At 61.9% G+C, this 19,392-nt stretch carries 20 protein-coding genes; 12 read left to right on the forward strand and 8 right to left on the reverse strand.

From position 1 onward, the window contains the following. The first annotated feature begins 16 nt into the window (after positions 1–16). Positions 17–862, forward strand: a complete 846-nt coding sequence (gene folD / locus FVW59_RS04970) for a bifunctional methylenetetrahydrofolate dehydrogenase/methenyltetrahydrofolate cyclohydrolase FolD (RefSeq protein ID WP_148063137.1) — start codon at positions 17–19, stop codon at positions 860–862. Here folD and FVW59_RS04975 read toward each other — a convergent pair. Beyond that, positions 851–2,497 carry a Na/Pi cotransporter family protein gene (locus tag FVW59_RS04975; protein ID WP_148063138.1) on the reverse strand — a complete coding sequence of 549 codons (1,647 nt, stop codon included), beginning with the start codon at positions 2,495–2,497 and terminating at the stop codon, positions 851–853. The genes folD and FVW59_RS04975 overlap by 12 nt on opposite strands. Before the next feature lie 171 nt (positions 2,498–2,668). Between FVW59_RS04975 and FVW59_RS04980 the strand changes: the two genes are divergently transcribed. From FVW59_RS04980 to FVW59_RS05000, 5 genes are all read left to right on the forward strand, one after another. Further along, positions 2,669–4,081: a DUF4397 domain-containing protein gene (locus tag FVW59_RS04980; protein WP_148063139.1), complete on the forward strand. Its 1,413-nt coding sequence runs from the start codon at positions 2,669–2,671 to the stop codon at positions 4,079–4,081. Between the two features lie 139 nt (positions 4,082–4,220). Then, positions 4,221–5,234 (forward strand): MerR family transcriptional regulator, encoded by a 1,014-nt coding sequence (locus FVW59_RS04985; RefSeq protein ID WP_148063140.1) that lies wholly within the window; start codon positions 4,221–4,223, stop codon positions 5,232–5,234. Between the two features lie 308 nt (positions 5,235–5,542). After that, positions 5,543–6,142 (forward strand): BON domain-containing protein, encoded by a 600-nt coding sequence (locus FVW59_RS04990; protein ID WP_148063141.1) that lies wholly within the window; start codon positions 5,543–5,545, stop codon positions 6,140–6,142. 55 nt (positions 6,143–6,197) lie between these two features. Next, the gene (locus tag FVW59_RS04995; RefSeq protein ID WP_148063142.1) at positions 6,198–6,359 is read left to right on the forward strand and encodes a DUF1328 domain-containing protein; all 162 of its coding nucleotides are present in this window, start codon (positions 6,198–6,200) and stop codon (positions 6,357–6,359) included. Between the two features lie 26 nt (positions 6,360–6,385). Beyond that, positions 6,386–6,625 carry a hypothetical protein gene (locus FVW59_RS05000; protein ID WP_148063143.1) on the forward strand — a complete coding sequence of 80 codons (240 nt, stop codon included), beginning with the start codon at positions 6,386–6,388 and terminating at the stop codon, positions 6,623–6,625. Here FVW59_RS05000 and FVW59_RS05005 read toward each other — a convergent pair. From FVW59_RS05005 to FVW59_RS05015, 3 genes are all read right to left on the reverse strand, one after another. Further along, complete coding sequence (locus FVW59_RS05005; RefSeq protein ID WP_148063144.1) at positions 6,613–7,956, reverse strand: sigma-54-dependent transcriptional regulator; 1,344 nt, start codon at positions 7,954–7,956, stop codon at positions 6,613–6,615. The two genes, FVW59_RS05000 and FVW59_RS05005, sit on opposite strands and share 13 nt — an antisense overlap. A gap of 84 nt (positions 7,957–8,040) precedes the next feature. After that, positions 8,041–9,414, reverse strand: a complete 1,374-nt coding sequence (gene cysS / locus FVW59_RS05010; RefSeq protein WP_148063145.1) for a cysteine--tRNA ligase — start codon at positions 9,412–9,414, stop codon at positions 8,041–8,043. 12 nt (positions 9,415–9,426) lie between these two features. Continuing rightward, positions 9,427–11,088, reverse strand: coding sequence for a glutamine--tRNA ligase/YqeY domain fusion protein (locus FVW59_RS05015; RefSeq protein WP_148063146.1), 1,662 nt, complete (start codon positions 11,086–11,088; stop codon positions 9,427–9,429). A gap of 166 nt (positions 11,089–11,254) precedes the next feature. On the opposite strand from FVW59_RS05015, the gene FVW59_RS05020 reads away from it, so the two are divergent. Both FVW59_RS05020 and FVW59_RS05025 read left to right on the forward strand, forming a co-directional pair. Continuing rightward, entirely contained in the window at positions 11,255–11,752 is a 498-nt protein-coding gene (locus tag FVW59_RS05020; protein WP_148063147.1) for a peptidylprolyl isomerase, read from the forward strand. Between the two features lie 9 nt (positions 11,753–11,761). Continuing rightward, the gene (locus FVW59_RS05025) at positions 11,762–12,481 is read left to right on the forward strand and encodes a UDP-2,3-diacylglucosamine diphosphatase (RefSeq protein WP_148063148.1); all 720 of its coding nucleotides are present in this window, start codon (positions 11,762–11,764) and stop codon (positions 12,479–12,481) included. Positions 12,482–12,618: 137 nt separating this feature from the next. Here the strand turns inward: FVW59_RS05025 and FVW59_RS05030 are convergent, their stop codons facing one another. After that, complete coding sequence (locus tag FVW59_RS05030; protein ID WP_246139637.1) at positions 12,619–13,239, reverse strand: MiaE family protein; 621 nt, start codon at positions 13,237–13,239, stop codon at positions 12,619–12,621. Further along, positions 13,236–13,706 (reverse strand): DUF1289 domain-containing protein, encoded by a 471-nt coding sequence (locus tag FVW59_RS05035; protein ID WP_148063149.1) that lies wholly within the window; start codon positions 13,704–13,706, stop codon positions 13,236–13,238. Before FVW59_RS05035 ends, FVW59_RS05030 begins: the two co-directional genes overlap by 4 nt. Positions 13,707–13,913: 207 nt before the next feature. On the opposite strand from FVW59_RS05035, the gene acnB reads away from it, so the two are divergent. Further along, positions 13,914–16,532, forward strand: a complete 2,619-nt coding sequence (gene acnB, locus FVW59_RS05040; RefSeq protein ID WP_148063150.1) for a bifunctional aconitate hydratase 2/2-methylisocitrate dehydratase — start codon at positions 13,914–13,916, stop codon at positions 16,530–16,532. Between the two features lie 87 nt (positions 16,533–16,619). On the opposite strand, the gene FVW59_RS05045 is transcribed toward acnB, so the two are convergent. Continuing rightward, a complete protein-coding gene (locus FVW59_RS05045; protein ID WP_148063151.1) occupies positions 16,620–16,889 on the reverse strand; it encodes a site-specific integrase in 270 nt (89 codons plus the stop codon). 231 nt (positions 16,890–17,120) lie between these two features. Between FVW59_RS05045 and FVW59_RS05050 the strand changes: the two genes are divergently transcribed. Continuing rightward, on the forward strand, positions 17,121–17,570 hold the full coding sequence (locus FVW59_RS05050; protein ID WP_148063152.1) for a hypothetical protein: 450 nt from the start codon (positions 17,121–17,123) through the stop codon (positions 17,568–17,570). A 591-nt stretch (positions 17,571–18,161) separates the two neighbouring features. On the opposite strand, the gene FVW59_RS05055 is transcribed toward FVW59_RS05050, so the two are convergent. Then, entirely contained in the window at positions 18,162–18,506 is a 345-nt protein-coding gene (locus FVW59_RS05055) for a hypothetical protein (RefSeq protein ID WP_148063153.1), read from the reverse strand. Positions 18,507–18,680: 174 nt separating this feature from the next. On the opposite strand from FVW59_RS05055, the gene FVW59_RS05060 reads away from it, so the two are divergent. Together FVW59_RS05060 and FVW59_RS19830 are read left to right on the forward strand one after the other, a co-directional pair. Then, on the forward strand, positions 18,681–19,022 hold the full coding sequence (locus FVW59_RS05060) for a HopJ type III effector protein (protein WP_148063154.1): 342 nt from the start codon (positions 18,681–18,683) through the stop codon (positions 19,020–19,022). A 39-nt stretch (positions 19,023–19,061) separates the two neighbouring features. Further along, positions 19,062–19,355, forward strand: coding sequence for a 2Fe-2S iron-sulfur cluster-binding protein (locus tag FVW59_RS19830; protein WP_148063155.1), 294 nt, complete (start codon positions 19,062–19,064; stop codon positions 19,353–19,355). Positions 19,356–19,392: the final 37 nt, after the last annotated feature.

The following is a 19,392-nucleotide window of genomic DNA, read 5'->3' on the forward strand; positions in this document are numbered from 1 at the left end:
TTCAGGGAATCCACACATGTCGGCACTGGTACTCGATGGCAAGGCTCTGGCGCAACAGACCGAGGCGGCGCTGCTGCAGCGTGTCGAGGCGCTGAAGGCAAAGTCCGGTGGCAAAACCCCCATTCTCGCCACCATCCTGGTGGGTGACGACCCCGCTTCCGCCACCTACGTGAAGATGAAAGGCAATGCCTGCCGCCGGGTGGGCATGGACTCGCTGGCGGTGGAGATGCCCTCTTCCACCACCACCGATGAACTGCTGGCGAAAATCGGGGAGCTGAACGACAACCCCGATGTGCACGGCATCCTGCTGCAGCACCCGGTACCCGGGCAGATCGACGAGCGCGCCTGCTTCGACGCCATCGCCCTGGCCAAGGACGTGGACGGTGTTACCTGCCTCGGCTTCGGCCGCATGGCCATGGGCGAGGACGCCTACGGCTGCGCCACTCCCCAGGGCATCATGCGCCTGCTGGAAGCCTATGACATCGGCATTGAAGGCAAGCACGCCGTGGTGGTTGGGCGCAGCCCCATCCTCGGCAAGCCGATGGCGATGATGCTGCTGCAGAAAAACGCCACCGTCACTATCTGCCACTCCCGCACCAGGGACCTCCCCTCCCTGGTGAAACAGGCCGACATCATCGTCGGCGCGGTGGGCAAACCGGAATTCATCCGGGCGGAGTGGATCAAGGACGGCGCGGTCGTTGTCGACGCCGGCTATCACCCCGGCGGGGTCGGCGATATCGAACTGGCACCCCTGGTCGAGCGCGTCGCGGCCTACACGCCAGTGCCCGGCGGCGTCGGCCCCATGACCATCAACACGCTGATCATGCAGAGCGTCGAGTCCGGCGAGAAATCACTCGCCTGAGGCCGCCTGCTGCGGGGCGGGCATTGACTCGCCCCTTTCCAGCGACGCAATACACCGGGTCAAACGTGTACTGGCCTTGCCCAGTTGCCGGCACGCCCGCCGCCCCTCATCGAGATACTGCAGGCAGAGATCCAGGTGCTCGATCTCCAGTCGACCGGCGGTCGCCTCACGGAGCAGAAGCCTTTTCGCCTCATCGTGGCTGCGATCGATCGCGGCGTAGTCAGGCAGCGCCTCCTGCCCCCCCTCTTCCAGGCCGTCCTGCCAGGCCTGCACAAAGGCCTCCACCCGCCGTCCAAAGGCATGCACCGCATCCGCCGACGGCCCCTCGAAGCCCTGGCTGTCGAGACTCGCTCGCAATTGCTGCAGGCCCACCGCGATGACCGACAATGTCATGTAGCGCTGCAAGGCGCTGATCAGGTGTTCAATCGCCTCAACCAGAAGCGGGGTCAGCGAACCCCGACTGAGCTGCGAGGAGAAATCGCCCACGGCATCCGCCAGCGACTGGATATCCTCCCGCCTCCCCGGCGGCTCGAACCCACTGCGCAGGGAAACCAGTAAACCCTCGCTTGCCAGCAGGGCAATACGCCGGATCTCCAGCGCCATGCTGTTCACCGCGGTGAACGGGACGCCCAGTGTGCTTCTATCGAGATAGCGAGGCCTGGCGGCCCGCTGCTCACTGGCGCGAAAGCACCTCGAGAGCTGCCGCACCAGCCAGGAGGACAGCGGCCACATCAACATGACACCGAGCAGGTTGAACACCGTGTGGAAAACGGCCAGCGTGACAGCCGGGCCGGCCTGCAGGTCCACGCCGGCCTGCAACGCCGCGACCAGCCAGAGCAAGGGCCGCAGCAACAACAGAGCGACAATCGCCGTCACCAGATTGAATGCCACATGGCTCAGCGCCACCCGGCGGGCATTGGCCGTGGCGCCAATCATGGTCAGCAAGGCAGTGGAGGTGGTGCCGAGGTTGGCGCCGATCACAACCGCTGCGGCGGCGTTCAATTCCACCAATCCGCTCTCGGCGGCGCTGAGCGCGACCACCATCGCCGCGCTGGAAGACTGCATCAGGGCCGTCAGGCCAAAGCCGATCGCCACGTAGAGCAGCAGACTGCGCATGGTGAGGGTATCGACTCCGGGCAGAGCAAAACCGGTCGCCAAGCCCTCGAAGGCCGACTTCAGGGTGCCTATACCCAGAAACAGCAGCGCAAAGCCAATCAGCGCCACGCCATAGGAACTGCGCCGGCTGTGACCGGCGGCCATTTTCAAAAGCGCACCAATGCCCACCAGGGGCAGCGCAAAGGCCTCGATATCCAGCTTGAAACCGACCAGTGCAACGATCCACGCCGTCATGGTGGTGCCCACGTTGGAGCCGAAAATCACCCAGATGGCCCGTTCCAGGCTGAGAATCCCGGCGTTGGCGAAGCCGATGGTGGCCACTGTGACCGCGCTGGAGGACTGCACCACCGCGGTAATGAGCAGCCCGGCACCAAGCCCGCGCAGGCGCGTATGGGTCCAGCGCGCCAGCAAGCCACTCAGGCTGTTACCGGCAGCGAGTTTGAGACCATCGGTCATCATCGACATGCCGATCAACAGCAGGCCGAGACCACCGAGCAGTGCAGAAATTGTGGGCCACACCGGCGCGGAGTTTCCATCAACAGGAGCAGGGAAAACGCAGTCTAGCCCAAGCCGGGGATGAATGCCGAGGCCCTTCGCAGCGGTCCTGTCCAGATTCTGACCAGGTTGGCGTCAGATCCATTCAGGTGACCGGCATCGTAACAAGCCGGAACCCTTTACGAGGAGACCGACATGCAGTTACTGAAATGGTGTTGTGTGATTTTGGCCTTGCCGCTGTTGCTCGCCTGCAGCGACAGTTCCGACAGGAGTGACGAACCTGCACCGGTTCCGCCACCACAGGAAGTACAGGCCAGCGAGCTGCGGGTGACGCACGCGGGCTCTGACGCCCCCAATGTGAATGTCTACATCGACGGTGAGCTCGCACTCGAAAATGTCCCCTTCAAGGCCAGCTCGGGCCTGGTGGAGATTGCCGAACCCGGCACCTATGAGGTAGAGGTAAGAGGCCTGCTGCCAGACGGCTCGGAGGTCTCGGTGATCGGCCCGGTCGACATCACACTGCCCGAAGGCACCAGAACGGACGTCGTCGCCTACGACCTGCTGTTCAATGACAACGGCGATATCAACATCAAGGCCGCTGTACTCGATGCCGTGGAGATTGAAGAAGGTATCGCGGACGTTCGGGTGTCGGTGCTGCACGGTGCCGCCGGCGTCGGCGCGGTCGATGTCTACGTGACGGCCCCGGGCGATGCGCTGTCCGGCGTCGCTCCAATCACCCTGGCGCTGGGCGAATCGGCGGGCCCGGTGGCCCTGGAACCAGCTACCGACTACCAGGTGCGCATCACGCCAGCAGGCGCGAGTGACGTGGTATACGACAGTGGTACATTGAGTTTTGCAGCAGGCACCGAACTGCTCGCAGTCGCTATCGATAACACCGCGAAGACCGGCACCAGCCCTGCCAGCCTGCTGGCGGTGGGGGCAGAAGGCGCGACAGAAGTGCTCGACATCAATGCCATGTCAGAGGTCCGGGTGGTGCATAATTCCGCGGACACGCCCGCGGTTGACGTGCTCGTCGACGGCGCAGAGGTCCTCGACGCCATCACTTTCCCGGGCGCCAGTGACTACGATGCCCTGCAGGCCCCCGCCGGAACTTACAATGTGGTGGTCGCGGCAGACGCGGACAACAGCATCGCGCCAATTGATGTGGACCTGTCACTGGAAGCGCCGTGGAGTTACACGGTACTGGCGTTGGGCTCTTTCGCAGACAACTCGATTGAGCCATTGCTGACTACCGATGACCGCCGCAGCGTTGCCACCCAGGCGAGCGTCCGCGTGATCCACGGCTCCTACCTGGTCGCCAGGGATATCCCGGTGGATGTGTACCTGACGGCAGATGGCGTTATCGCCGACGTCGATCCGGCCATTGCCGACCTGGCCTATCCCGGCGCAACCGGGCAGATCGCACTAGCGCCCGGCAACTACTGGGTCACGGTTACTGCCGCTGGCGACAAGTCAGTCGTAGCCTTTGATTCAGGTGGCGCCATCGCGTTCGAGGCGGGCGTGAATTACACGGCTATCGCCCGTGACCCTTCCCCGTCAGAGGTGCAGGGCAATCCCCTGATCCTGCTAAGCCTCCTGGCCGATTGACGGCCCTACCAGGCCCCCTTGGCCCGCGCGATCTGCGCGGGCTTTTTTTGCCCTTTACATTCGCGCCTGTGAACCCCGCCAGTGAACCAAAGCAATACCCGATGGCGTATATGACGGTGACAGGTACAGGAGATTGCACATGAGCGAGTTGACCATCGAACGCCGCCCCCTGTACGGAATTGGCACAGTGTCGCGCCTCACGGGTCTGAAACCCGACACCCTGCGTATGTGGGAGAGGCGATACGGCCTCGGCGCCACTCTCAAAAGCAACAGCGGGCGCAGGCAGTACACTCAGGGTGATGTGGAACACCTGCAAATGGTCGCGGCCCTGGTCAAAAAAGGTACCCGCATCGGCGAGATAGCCGCCGCCGAAAAAAAGACACTTACGGCAATGCTCAGGCCTTCGTCTGGTGCCGATGTAGCCATGCCAGCGCCGAAGCCGACAATTGCCTTTATCGGCAGCACGCTGTGCGACTGGCTCGACCAGCATCAGAGCTGCCTCGCCGGCGTCGACGCCCTGCTGCTGCGCTCCCCCGTTGAACAGCTTTCCGGAGAGGAGTTCACGGAAATGATGCCGGGCTGCGATGCAGCGGTGCTTTTCTTCACCCACCTGAATCATTCCAGCCTGGCCAGAGCCAGGGAACTGAAACAGCTGCCGGGACTGCACAAAGTGATTATCGCCTGCCACACGGCCGGCAAGGCCGTTGCAGACCAGGCCCGTCGAGAAGGCTATGTAACGCTGGATTTCCCGCCGGAATCGGAGCAGCTGGCCTTCGAGCTCAGCTACATAGCGGCGGCAAAGCTCACTGCCCGGGGCGCTTCGAATCTGGGCCATTTGGTCCAGGCACGCCCCCGGGAAACCACTTCACAGCAACTTTCCGCTGCGGCGGCAATGAACGTAGACCTGCAGTGCGAGTGCCCCCGGCACCTGGCACAGCTGGTGGAATCACTGGCCACCTTCGAGTCGTACAGCGCTGATTGCGCATCCGACAGTTGGGCCGACGCCGCCCTTCACGCGCGTATTTACGCTCTCACGGCCCAGGCCCGTTGGCTGATGGAACGCGCGCTGCAAGCCGTGCTGGACGATCACCCGCTGCAGTTCTCCGAAGCCCTGGCCCGGGTAGAACCGCTAGCCACGGCAGGACCGGTGTAAGTGCTGGACACTGGGCACGCGCCCCTGCCTGTCCCCGCCGAAGTACAGGACAACCCGGTTTTGTAAGTTTTACCGGCGCCGACGTTTCCTTCTTACAAAACGGCCTCACCCTCAGCGCGGTCCAGCGCCGCTGAAAAAAATCGTTTGCCAGCCGCAAACCCTGTGGTTGTGCGGCCTGCGACAGCTCAGCCGCTCCCGCCGGCAAAAACTGGCACATTCTCTGCAATGCTTCCTGCGACTGACGCAAAACACCGCGAGTCATCGCCTCTGCTCACAGGAGGCCACCAAAACCAACAAAGGAGTGCACCATGAACTTCAACCAACGAATTCGCCCTATTACCCTGTCACTGATGCTGGCCGGTGGCGCGATCGCCGCACCGCTGACAGTATCCGCCGCACAAGACGTCAAGGCCGACGAGCAGATGAGCGAGGAAGTGCGCGAAGCATGGATGGAAGGCAAGCTGGAAACCGCCCTGCTGTTCAATCGCCACCTCAACAACTTCGCTATCGACCCGGAGGTCAACGGTACCGAAGTGGTACTGCAGGGCACCGTCGCCTCTGATGTCGATCGCGACCTTGCGGAACAGATCGCACTCAGCATTGACGGCATCGAATCGGTCGACAATGAGCTCGAGGTGCAGAAAGACTACATAGAAAAGAAGGCCGAGAACACCGCTGATACCTTCGCCACTCGCGTGGAAGACGCGACCCTGACCGCGGAGGTAAAGCTCAAACTGCTGGCGAACAGCAACACTGAAGGCCTCGAAGTCAACGTCGATACCAGGAATGCCGTGGTCACGCTCAACGGCACCGTTGACAGCGATGCCGGCAAGGATCTGGCCGGGAAGATCGCGGCCAACGTGGACGGTGTGAGGAAAGTAGAGAACGAACTGCGCGTGAAGAGTTAAGGCGCGTTTCCCGGGCGCCCCGGGCGCCCTTCCCTCCCCTTAAAGGAGAAACACTATGTTGTACTGGGCACTGATATTTCTTGTCGTAGCGCTCGTCGCGGGTGTACTCGGCCTGGGTGGCGTAGCCGCCATCGCTTCCGAGATCGCCTGGATCCTGTTTGTGGTCGGGCTGGTACTCGCGATTATCTTCTTCGTGCTGGGTCGCAGGCCGCGATAGCCCGGCGCTAGCGGAACAGCAGGGCAATGAGCAAGCTCGAGGTCAGCCTGGATCACGCCAGGCTGGTCATCGGACTGCAGGGCCAGCAACTTGGCCTGGCCCGCACGGCCGAGCTCGACCCCGACACCGGGGTCGTCGTTCAGCTCAATCTCGAAACCCGCTGGCAACGCATCGCCATCCCCTGGCGGCGAGTCACCTTCCTGCCAGAGCGTGATGTGTTCCAGCTGACTCGCTCCGGCGGCAACGGCCGGCCCTACTCGCCGTAATCCTTCAGACGGTTGTAGAGCGTTTTCAGACTGATTCCCAGCGCGGTCGCCGTCGCCGTCTTGTCCCCCCCGTTCTGTTCCAGGGTGGCGAGGATAATCTCCCGCTCGGAATCCGCCAGGCTGGTGCCGACGGCAATCTCGACCACATCGCCCGAACTGTCCGGGCCTTTCTTCGAGTTGAAGTCAAAGGCATCAGGTTCAATGGCGTTCTCAGACAGGATATAGGCGCGCTCGACTGCGTGGCGCAATTGCCGCACGTTGCCCGGCCAGTCGTGCTGGCCTATCTGTTCCAGTGCAGCAGCGGAAAACCACAGTTCGGTTTCGTGCAGGTTATTGAGTTCACTAAGGAAGTACTGGGCCAGGCCCGCGATGTCCTGGCTCCGGTGTCGCAGCGGCGGCAGTTTCACCGGAAACTGGGCCAGGCGATAGTAGAGGTCTTCGCGCAAACGGCCTTCGGCGACGGCCACTTCCGGCGGGCGGTTGGTGGCCGATATCACCCGCACATCCAGGGCGATATCCGATTCGGAGCCGATCCGCCGCACCGTCAGCGTCTCCAGCACGCGCAACAACTTGGCCTGCAGTTCCAGATCCAGCTCGGTGATCTCGTCCAGCAACAGGGTGCCGCCAGCCGCCTGCTCAAAGTAACCCCGATGGCGCCGCTCGGCACCGCTGAAACTGCCCTTCTCGTGGCCGAACAGTTCGCTCTCCATGAGCGTTTCCGCCACCGCGGCACAGTTAAAGGCAACAAACGGCCCCTCGCGTCTTTCCGACAGGGTATGAACGGTGCGGGCGACCAGCTCCTTGCCAGTGCCCGATTCGCCGTACACCAACAGGCTGGCGTCCGAAGCCGCCACCTTGCGCAGTTGGCGGTAGACCTTGCGCATGGCGCGGGAGCTGCCGCGCAAGAAGCCGAACTGGTCAATACCGCCGGCCACCGGGGTTGCGTCACTGGTTTGTTTGTCGGCGTCGACACACTCTTCGGCAATATCCTGCAACAGGCCCCTCAGGTGAGGCTCGTCAAACGGCTTGCAGAAAAACAGCGAGGCCCCCCTGCGGATTGCCTCGTCGGCACGGGCCGGGTCATCTTCCTCGCCCATGACGACAATTTCCACGCCGTTCAGGTCGCTGTGTTCCAGCAGCGCCAGCCCCTGATCGCCGCCCGGCAAATCGAGACTGAGGAAGACCAGGTCGACTTCCTTCTGCGCCAGGACGGTGGCCGCGTCATCGACGCTACTGGCTTGATAGGTGGTGAAGCCGCTGTCGCGGCTCAGGCCGGCAAGGGCCTCGGCGTGCTCGACGTTACCGTCGACAACCAGACAAATCGCTGTCAATGAGAATGCTCCAGGGGCTGCGTAAGGTCACCCTGCCGCGACTGCCCGGGTGCCGGTGGAGTATAGCGCCACCGAATGGCCCCGTCAGCCGCGGCGCCACTTGGTGCCCTCGCGGGAATCCTCCAGCACCACACCCTGCTGCAGCAGTTCCTCGCGGATAGCGTCGGCCCGGGCGTAGTCCTTCGCGGCCTTGGCGTCCTGCCGTGCCTGGATTGCTGCCTCGACGTCTTCGGCGCTGATGCCCTCGCCGTCGTCCCCCTGCAGCCAGTCCTCCGGATGCTGGTTGAGAATGCCCAGCAGGTTGCCCGCCACCAGGATCTTCGCCTTCAGGGCCGGCTTTTCCTCGTCCGCGGCCTTGTGCAGCTGTTTCGCCAGGGCATGGATCTCGGCGATGGCCACCGGCGTATTGAGGTCGTCGTTCAGGGCTTCGTAGAAGGGTTCTCCAGCCAGCTGGACTTCCATATCCAGCGGGATGTCATCCACTTCCCGCAGGGTGTTGTAGAGGCTGGTGAGAGTGGCGTCGGCCTGCTCCAGCACCTCGGCGGAAAAGTTCAGCGGCGAGCGGTAGTGGGCCGACAACAGGGCAAAGCGCAGGGTTTCACCGCGGTACTTCTGCAGCAGGTCGCGCACCGTGCGCACATTGCCCAGCGACTTGGACATCTTCTCGCCGTCGATGTCGATATAGGCGTTGTGCATCCAGTAGCGTACGTAATCGCCACCGTGGGCACAGCGACTTTGGGCGATCTCGTTCTCGTGGTGGGGGAAAATCAGATCGCGGCCGCCGCCGTGAATGTCGATGGTCTCCCCCAGGTGCTCGCGGATCATCGCCGAACACTCAAGGTGCCAGCCGGGGCGGCCGAAACCCCAGGGGCTGTCCCAGCCCGGTTCGCCTTCTTTTGCCGGTTTCCACAGCACAAAGTCACCGGGGTGGCGCTTGTAGCTCGCCACCTCGACCCTGGCCCCGGCCAGCATATCGTCCAGCGAGCGGCCGGAGAGCTTGCCGTAGTCGGCCATGGATTCCACCGCAAACAGGACGTGGCCCTCGGCGGCGTAGGCGTGGCCTTTCTCGATCAGCTTCTCGGTGAGCGCGATCATCGGCGCGATATTGTGGGTGGCGTGGGGCTCCAGGGTGGGCGGCAGCGCGTTCAGCTCGCCCATGTCCTCGCGGTACCTGGCGGTGAACTCCTCGGTGACCGATTCGATGGAGCGATTGCCCTCCCGCGCCGCGGCGATGATCTTGTCGTCCACGTCGGTGATATTGCGGGCGTAGATGACCTCGTCGAAGTGGGTTTGCAGCAGGCGGAACAGGGTGTCGAACACCACGACCGGGCGCGCGTTGCCGATGTGGGCCAGGTTGTAGACCGTGGGGCCGCAGACGTACATCTTCACCACGCCGGGTTCAATCGGCTCGAAGACCTCTTTCTTGCCGCCGAGGGTATTGTAAAGCTTGAGTGCCATGAATGCTCCGGCTTATCCGTTGTTCCAGGTATCGCGCAGGCCGATGGTCATGTTGAACACCGGGGCCGATTCGCTGTGCTCGAAGCGGTCTGCCACAAAGTAGCCCTCGCGCTCGAACTGGAAGTTCTGTTCCGGTGCAGCTGCCGCCAGCCCGGGCTCAATCCAGGCACCTTCCACCACGTCTAGCGAGGCGGGGTTCACCAGAGTCATGAAGTCCTTGTCGCCCTTGTCCGGGGCGGCGTCGGTGAACAGACGGTCATAGAGGCGCACGGTGGCCTGCCGGCCCGCGCTGGCAGACACCCACTGGATCACGCCCTTGGGCTTGATACCGTCCTCCGGGTCGAGGCCGATAGTGTTGGGCACGGTATGCGCGTGCACTTCGATCACATTGCCCGCGTCGTCCTTCACTGCGCTGTCGGCCTCGATCACATAGGCGTTGCGCAGACGCACCCGCTTGCCCAGCACCAGCCGCTTGAACTTCTTGTTGGCCTCTTCGAGGAAGTCCCCCGCGTCGATGTACAGCTCGCGGGTAAAGGGCAGTTCGCGGCTGCCCAGGTCCTCGCGGCTGGGGTGAGCCGGCGCGCTCAGCTGCTCTACCTGACCTTCCGGGTAATCGGTCAGCACCACCTTCAGGGGGCGCAGCACGCACATGGCACGCGGCGCGTTGTCGTTGAGGTCGTCGCGAATGGCGTGCTCCAGCATGGCCACGTCCACCACGCCGTCAGAGCGGGTGACGCCGATCATCTCGCAGAATTTGCGGATGGCGGCCGGGGTAAAGCCGCGGCGGCGCATACCGGAAATGGTGGGCATGCGCGGGTCATCCCAGCCGTCCACCACACCCTCGTCCACCAGTTGCTTGAGCTTGCGCTTGCTGGTGACGGTGTAGTTGAGGTTGAGGCGGCCGAACTCGTACTGCCGCGGCCGGCTCGGCACCGGCAGGTGGTCCAGCAGCCAATCGTAGAGGGGGCGGTGATCCTCGAACTCCAGGGTGCAGATGGAGTGAGTCACGCCCTCGATGGCGTCTTCCTGGCCGTGGGCGAAATCGTAGGTGGGGTAAATGCACCACTCGCTGCCGGTCTGGTGATGGACCGCCTTGCGAATGCGGTACAGGATCGGGTCGCGCAGGTTCATGTTGGGCGAGGCCATGTCGATCTTCGCCCGCAGCACCTTGCTACCCTCGTCGAACTCGCCGGCCTTCATGCGGGCCAGCAGGTCGAGGTTGTCCTCGATGCTGCGTTCACGAAAGGGGCTGTTCCTGCCGGGTTCCGTCAAGGTGCCGCGATACTCGCGGGCCTGCTCGGCGTTCAGGTCGCAGACGTAGGCATCGCCCTGCTCCACCAGGTGCACCGCCCAGTCGTAGAACTGCTGGAAATAGCTGGAGGCATAGCGCACCTCACCGGCCCACTGATAGCCCAGCCAGCGCACATCCTCCTGGATGGAAGCGACGTACTCGGGGCTCTCTTTCTCGGGGTTGGTGTCGTCAAAACGCAGGTTGCACTGGCCGCCAAAGCGTTCGGCCATGCCGAAGTTGAGACAGATGGACTTGGCGTGGCCCACGTGGAGATAGCCATTGGGCTCGGGCGGGAAGCGGGTAATAACCTCACTGACCCTGCCGGCTTCCAGATCCTCGGCTACAATCTGGTGGAGGAAGTTGTTGGCGGGCTTGTTGTCCATAGAACCTTCGGTGTCCGGGGTAAAAAAGGCGCGTATTATAGCGGCTCGAGCGCCCTACTTGCACAGCTAAAACCGACTTGCTCGCGCCGCGCGAGAAAAGCCCGTATGATTGCCGCCCCCAAAATCGCTACGACTCAACTGACGACGCTACAGCAGGATGCACGTTATGGTCATTATCCGCACCACCTTCGGCCCCATCACCCTGGAACTGGACGCCGAAAAAGCCCCGAAAACCGTGGAGAACTTCCTCTCCTACGCCCGCGATGGCCACTACGATGGCACTATCTTCCACCGCGTGATCGACAATTTCATGATCCAGGGCGGCGGCTTCGACATCAACATGAACCAGAAGCCCACCCAGGCGCCGATCGAAAACGAAGCGGACAACGGCCTGAAAAATGACTTTGGCACCATCGCCATGGCCCGCACCATGGACCCGCACTCCGCCACTGCCCAGTTCTTCCTCAACGTGAAGGACAACGACTTCCTCAACCACAGCGGCAAGAACATGCAGGGCTGGGGCTACTGCGTATTCGGCAAGGTGACCGAGGGTGCCGAGGTGCTGGACAAAATCCGCGCTGTGGCCACCACCAGCAAGAACGGCCACCAGGACGTGCCCGCCGAAGCCGTGATCATCGAGACCGTGGAAATCGTCGAAGGCTGATCACCGCGCGTGGCCTGCACCTGGTTTATCTCGGATCTGCACCTCGATCCAGCCCGGCCCGCGGTGACGCGGGCCTTCGGGGACTTCCTGCAGGCCCACCGCGACGCCGATGCCCTGTACATCCTGGGCGACTTCTTCGAAGCCTGGATTGGCGATGACGACGATGCGCCGCTGGGGCAGGAAGTTGCTGCACTGCTGGCCGACTACAGCGCCGCCGGTCCCGACCTCTACCTGATGCAGGGCAACCGGGACTTCCTCCTGGGGGAAGATTTTGCCCGCCGCGCCGGCGCCACCCTCATCCCCGACCCCACCACCATCGACCTCTACGGCCGGCCAGTGCTGCTGATGCACGGCGACAGCCTGTGCACCGGCGACCCCGAGTACCAGCAGTTCCGCGCCCTGGCCCGCAGCCCCGAGTGGCAGGCCGACATCCTGGCCCGGCCACTGGCCGAGCGCCGCGCCCTGGCCGCGCAACTGCGCAACATGAGCAGCGAGGCCAACAGCAACAAGGCCGAGGACATCATGGATGTGACGCCGGAAGAAGTAGACAAGGCATTGACCGCCCAAGGCGTGGACTGCCTGATACACGGCCACACCCACCGCCCCGCCCGCCACCGCCATACCGCTGGCGAGCGCTGGGTGCTGGGTGACTGGCACGCGTCGGCCGTGGTGCTGAAGGCGAGTTCAGACAGTGCTTTAAGTTTGGAAAATCTTAGTATTTCCAATTAGTTGCGGGAGCCTGTTAAAGCCACAACGGATTCCTGCTAAAAGCGTGCAGGAATGACGGGGGCACACATGAATGACGCCGAACCGCGCCGGATTGACACCTTGCCACCCAGTCGCCCCCGCCGAGGCAGGGCCCATTGTCAGGCCGGCGCCGGCACTCCGCTGTGAAAACGGAACTCAACATCGGGGGATTCCACCAGAGCCCGCTCCGTCTCGAGCAGTAAGGCCAGGCGCCCCTCCACCTCCTCCGGCGACGCAATACCACGAGCCAGCTGCAGGTAGTCCAGAAAGTGCCGCGACTCCGACTTCAGCAGCGACAGGTAAAAGCTGCCCAGCTCCTCGTCCAGCTCCGGGGCGATCGCCGCAAAGCGCTCGCAGGAGCGGGCCTCGATAATCGCGCCCACCAGCAGGGTATCCACCAGCCTGCCCGGCTCGGCCCTGCGCACCTGTTCGCGCAGTCCGCCGGCATAGCGGGCTGCGGAGATCTGCGGGTAGTCCACGCCGCGCCTGCCCATGATCGCGATCACCTGCTCGAAGTGGCGCAGTTCCTCCCGCGCCAGCCGCGACAGCTTGTTGAGCAGCTTCGGCTGGTCGGTATAGCGATACATCAGGTTGAGGGCGGTGGAGGCCGCCTTCTTTTCACAGTTGGCGTGATCCACCAGTAGTAATTCGGGGTGCTCAAGCGCCCAGTCCACCCAGGCCCGCGGGGTGGCACAGGGCAGGAAATCGAGAATGTGGCTGATATCCACCTGCGCGCTCACGAGCCCGCCCCGGCAAACAGGTCCGGCGTGGCAATGTAGCGCTCGTAATGGGCGTCGGAGAGGATGAAAAACTCGCGGTCGATGGTGTCGCGCAGTTCCGGCAGGGGCATACCGCGAAAATCCGCGTTCACCTCGAACCCGAACTCGCTGGTATCGACGATCTGCCCGGCACCGGCCTTGAGCAGGCTGAACACCCAGCAGTACTCGTCGTGATGGGCCACGTGGCGCACGTTCTGCACTTGCAGCTGCCACTGCAGCAGGGCCTTGTCGGTGACCGCCAGCTTGTTGCTCACGCACTGCGACAGAAAGCCCGACAGGCGCGCGTCAATGGCGCGCTTCTGCTCCGGCGTGTAGCTGTTCCAGTGGATGACCTCGTGACTGAAACGCTTGCAGCCGCGGCACACGGCATCGCCGATACCGGTGGAGCAGACACCGATACAGGGGGTTTTGATGGCGGGGTCGAGCATAGAAAACGGCTTGCGTGGGACGGACAACAGCGTCTGGCAGTCTACGGTATCGACCCGATGAATGCACGGTATAAGCGCTTGATTAATTTAATTGTTTCGGAGACTCGGCTATAATCGCGCACCGATTTTTCCTTCACCGGACTGCCCCGGGGGTCTGCAACTGCCGCGACCCTGTTTCCGGGCGGCCATCTCACAAGGAGCTCTACCGTGCTAGAAGCCTATCGCGAACACGTAGCGGAACGCGCCGCCCAGGACATCCCCCCGAAGCCACTGAATGCCGAGCAGGTTGCCGGCCTGGTGGAGCTGCTGAAGAATCCGCCCGCGGGTGAAGAGGCGACCCTGCTGGAACTGATCACCGACCGCGTGCCCCCCGGCGTGGACGAGGCCGCCTACGTGAAGGCCGGCTTCCTGTCTGCCATCGTCAAGGGTGAGGCCACCTCCCCCCTGATCGACAAGGCCGCCGCGGTCAAGCTGCTGGGCAACATGCACGGCGGCTACAACATCGCCACCCTGGTGGAATTGCTGGAAGACGCCGACCTCGGCGAACTGGCGGCCACCGAGCTCAAGCACACCCTGCTGATGTTCGACGCCTTCCACGACGTGGACGAACTGGCCAAGGCCGGCAACGCCAACGCCAAAGCGGTGCTGGAATCCTGGGCCGCCGGCGAATGGTTCACCTCCCGTGACGCCGTGGCCGAGTCCATCAAGGTCAGCGTGTTCAAGGTGACCGGCGAGACCAACACCGACGACCTGTCCCCCGCCCCCGACGCCTGGAGCCGCCCGGACATCCCCCTGCACGCCCGCGCCATGTACAAAATGACCCGCGACGGCCTGACCCCGGAAGAGCACGGCGTGACCGGCCCCATGGGCCAGATCGACGAAATCAAGGCCAAGGGCCTGCCCGTGGCCTTCGTGGGCGACGTGGTCGGCACCGGCTCCTCGCGCAAGTCCGCCACCAACTCCGTACTGTGGTTCTTCGGCGACGACATGCCCGGCGTACCCAACAAGAAAGGCGGCGGCATCTGCATCGGCGGCAAAGTGGCTCCCATCTTCTACAACACCATGGAAGACGCCGGCGCCCTGGTCTTTGAAGCCGACGTGGACAACCTGAACATGGGCGACGTGATCGAGATTCGCCCCTATGAAGGCAAGATCCTCAACGAGGCCGGAGAGACTGTCTCCGAGTTCGAACTGAAGTCCGACGTGCTGCTGGACGAAGTGCGCGCCGGTGGCCGCATCAACCTGATCATCGGCCGCGGCCTGACCGGCAAGGCCCGCGAAGCCCTGGGCCTGCCCGTGTCCGACCTGTTCCGCACCCCGGAGCAGCCGGTCGACACCGGCAAGGGTTACACCCTGGCCCAGAAAATGGTCGGCAAGGCCTGTGGTGTGGAAGGCGTGCGCCCCGGCACCTACTGCGAGCCGAAGATGACCACCGTCGGCTCCCAGGACACCACCGGCCCGATGACCCGCGACGAGCTGAAAGACCTGGCCTGCCTGGGCTTCTCCGCCGATCTGACCATGCAGTCCTTCTGCCACACCGCGGCCTACCCCAAGCCGGTGGACATCGACACCCAGCACACCCTGCCCGACTTCATCATGACCCGCGGCGGCGTGAGCCTGCGCCCGGGCGATGGCATCATCCACAGCTGGCTGAACCGCATGCTGCTGCCCGACACCGTGGGTACCGGCGGCGACTCCCACACCCGCTTCCCGATGGGTATCTCCTTCCCCGCGGGCTCCGGCCTGGTGGCCTTCGCCGCCGCCACTGGCGTCATGCCGCTGGACATGCCGGAATCCGTGCTGGTGCGCTTCAAGGGCGAAATGCAGCCCGGCATCACCCTGCGCGACCTGGTGCACGCCATCCCCTACTATGCGATCAAGGAAGGCCTGCTGACCGTCGAGAAGAAAGGCAAGAAGAACATCTTCTCTGGCCGCGTGCTGGAAATTGAGGGCCTCGACAACCTGACCGTGGAGCAGGCCTTCGAGCTGTCCGACGCCTCCGCCGAGCGCTCCGCCGCCGGCTGTACCATCAAACTGCCGGAAGACGCCATTGCCGAGTACCTGCGCTCCAACATCGTGCTGCTGCGCAGCATGGTGGCCGAAGGCTACGGTGACCCGCGCACCCTGGAGCGCCGCGCCCGGAAGATGGAAGAGTGGCTGGCCAACCCCGAGCTGATGGAAGCCGACGCCGACGCCGAGTACGCCGCCGTCATCGAGATCGACCTGGCGGACGTGAAAGAACCCGTCGTATGCTGCCCCAACGACCCGGACGACGCGAAACTGCTGTCTGACGTGGCCGGCGACAAGGTAGACGAAGTGTTCATCGGCTCCTGCATGACCAACATCGGCCACTTCCGTGCCGCCGGCAAGCTGCTGGAACAGCACAAAGGCAGCATCTCCACCCGCATGTGGATCAGCCCGCCCACCCGGATGGATGAGCACCTGCTGATGGAAGAAGGCTACTTCAACATCTTCGGCGCCGCCGGTGCCCGCACCGAAATGCCCGGCTGCTCCCTGTGCATGGGCAACCAGGCCCGCGTGGCGGCCAACAGCACCGTGCTGAGCACCTCCACCCGCAACTTCCCCAACCGCCTGGGCGACGGCGCCAACGTCTACCTGACCAGCGCCGAGCTGGCCAGCGTGGGCGCCATCCTGGGCAAGCTGCCCACCCCGGCGGAGTACATGGAATACGCCAAGAACCTGGACGCCATGAGCTCCGAAATCTACCGCTACATGAACTTCGACCAGATTGTGGAGTTCCAGAAGAGCGCCGAGGAAGGCAAGCGGATTGCGGCGGTGGAGATTTCAGAAGTCACTGCAGCCTGATCATTAGCTGACTCAGACATTAAGCCCCGCACCTGTAAAGGTGTGGGGCTTTTTTGTGCGCCCTACTTTGTGCCCCCTACAGCAGGCTCAGGGGGCTTTTGACTCCCTGGGCGCATTGGGATACTTGCGAGCCAGGGCATGCGGCAGCCAGACGCCCGCGTAGTGCTCTTTCGACCGGTCACCGGCAAACAGTACCTCCACCTCATCCCGCGCCAGCACCACCGGCAGTTTCGGTTGGCGGCGCGACCGCTGGAACCCGGACAGGTCACCCACCGCCTGGCCCAGCACCTTCGTCTTGACGAACACGATGGCATTGAGGGCTACGGATTGCGTACCGGCAGCACCATTGCGCCCCATGATTAACATCTCGTCCGTGACATGTTATGGAGAGCGTTATACCTTTTGCGGTGCGGAAAAGTCGAGCGTATTACCTTTTTGTTGTGAGATCAGATTCGGCCTCTCGAAATTTGCGAGGATTTTCATCGAGTTGCACGAGCCACAAACTGTCCCTTCCCCCTTAAAAGGTATACCTTCTATTAATTCTTATGAGGCCGTGAGGCCTCATTAACAGGCTGTTAGGTGGCGGCGATGAGACAAGCCCTGAAGTTTATAGACTTACTCGTGCGGATTCTGGCAGTGCTTACCATTATTCTGCTGGCCTTACCGATGCTGGCCATGCTTTCTATTATGTCTACAGATTCAGGAACTACCGAAGCATACACTGCCGGAGTGGTGATGTTCGTTCTAGGCTCGGCAGTGCTGGTGGTTATTTCTTACTTTGCTCTAAAACCTCAAAGCATTGAGAAGAAGTGGCCAGGCATTCTCCTACTAACACGAGTTGTAGTTCGTACACCGGTGTATTTACTTGGAACCATCGGATTTGCATTGCTGCTTCAGCAGCGAGGAATTTTCACCTTTTTTAACCCTGATCCCCAAGAATTGAGCCGCGAGAGCCAATTCGAGATTTGCAGACAAATGGATATCGCGCCAGATGTATGCCCGGAATGGAAGGGAATATTCAGCGAGGAATTGCAGTAATGCCACCTAACAAGTCGCCCAAGGCTACTCCGGCCCTACGGGCCTCCGCCGGACGGCCGACGAGCGGCCGCCCCTTGGCTTTGCGTTAACTGATTCGTTGCATTATGGAAGTAATAACACATGAATCTGTGAACGGTGAAAAATTTTTAACGATCAAGCTTGTTTATAGGTTTGCACGAGGTGTGCGGACATACAGGTTTAGGTCTTCAAAACACACCTTGCGCAGGGAGGGCGTCGATAAATTCGTATTTACTGGAAGCTGCTTTTCTAGACGTTTTTGTTTCCAGCCCTACGTGCCTGGTTTGTTTAAGGTTCGAGTTGAAACTTGGCTGTTTGGTCGTCTACCAGTACGCCTACATTTTAGCGAGATAGGGAAAAGTGATAAGGAATCGATTCTTGAGTTCATCGGTTAACGAGGCCAGGCATGCCGCTTCGCTGGACTCGCAACCTTCGGTTGCTCCTGGACTGACCCGGATTCTCGGACACTCCTAGCCTATTCAGGCGCTGCCGGCAGCGTTGAATCAACAGTTCAAAGCGGACTTCTCTGGACCGGCGATGAAATTCACCCGCTTGCCCACTGCCGCTTTCTTCCTACTCACGCGATCTGCTTTCACTCTCCTTAACTAGCCTCGTAGCCATCGATTCCAGATTTTCTATGGCCTCGTCCATGGTCGCATGCCCCTTGTCCTTGTATTCGTCGAACAGATTGATAAACCGATCCGTGCGCCGACCGAATAACATCAGCCTGAGGTAGAAGCTATCCTCCAGTGTCGGCGACCGCACGGCATCAAGAAAGAACGCCAGCACACTTAGCGGGCTCATGACGATGTCACGAACTGCATCGGCTGCCAGCTTGAGCTGGAAAGCCACCAGATGACGCAATGCCTTCCAAAAGGTGATGTCAGTGCCTACGGGTTCGTTCTTGCGAAAAAACATGGGGTACCTCGCTGCGTGAATGATTCAGTGATATCGCTGGACTTTCTCTATCGCCAATCAATCCGGCAGTGCCAACAAGTGTGCACAAAAGTGTGGTTTTACCTCTACAATCGTCAACCATAGCACTGGAAGAATGCCAATGGCGCCATCGGTGCGTCCAACAAGGTTTAACCAATGACCCCCGAACAACTCGTAGACGCACTGAAAGCCGGACAGGCAGTAGACTTCGAAGACGCCATGGCGGTGATTAACGTGCATTTTGACTACACGCCAACCGCCTTCACGAACGGCGAACAGGTAAACGAAGCCGGTGAGAACACCGGCTCCTGCAAGATTCTGGGGTTCGGCCGGCTGATGGGCCTGAGCAAGGAAGAAACACTTCTGTGCTTTGGCCGTTTTTACCAGGATGTGCTCAACACGCCGGATGGCGATGACCACGGCAATATCCGTAATTTCATGCGTACTGGCTGGAGTGGCGTTTCGTTCGCTGCAGCACCACTCCAGCGTGCTGAATAAGCCATTGCACAAGGCAGGGTCAGACTCCGACGCACTGACATGAAGCAGTATTGCCTGGCACTCCATCACGACGACGCTGAGCTGAAGCTGAGAGTGGCCGACAATGTCGATCTGCTATCCGCCATGCAGGCCGCCGGGCTGCCGGTGCGCAATAGTTGTCGCAATAGCGTCTGCCGACTGTGCAGATGCCGGTTGATCCAGGGGGAGATTAGCTATCAGGGCAGAAAGCCCTGCGGACTATTGGACAGACACATTGCCGAAGGGTATATCCTGCCCTGTATCGCCTTTGCCAGTAGCGACCTTACCCTTGATAAGCTTTCACTTGAGTCATGAAACATCCCAGACGGATAGATGCCTGACCCCAGACTCA

This window comes from Parahaliea aestuarii (genome assembly GCF_008064635.1).
Taxonomy (GTDB): Bacteria; Pseudomonadota; Gammaproteobacteria; order Pseudomonadales; family Halieaceae; genus Parahaliea; species Parahaliea aestuarii.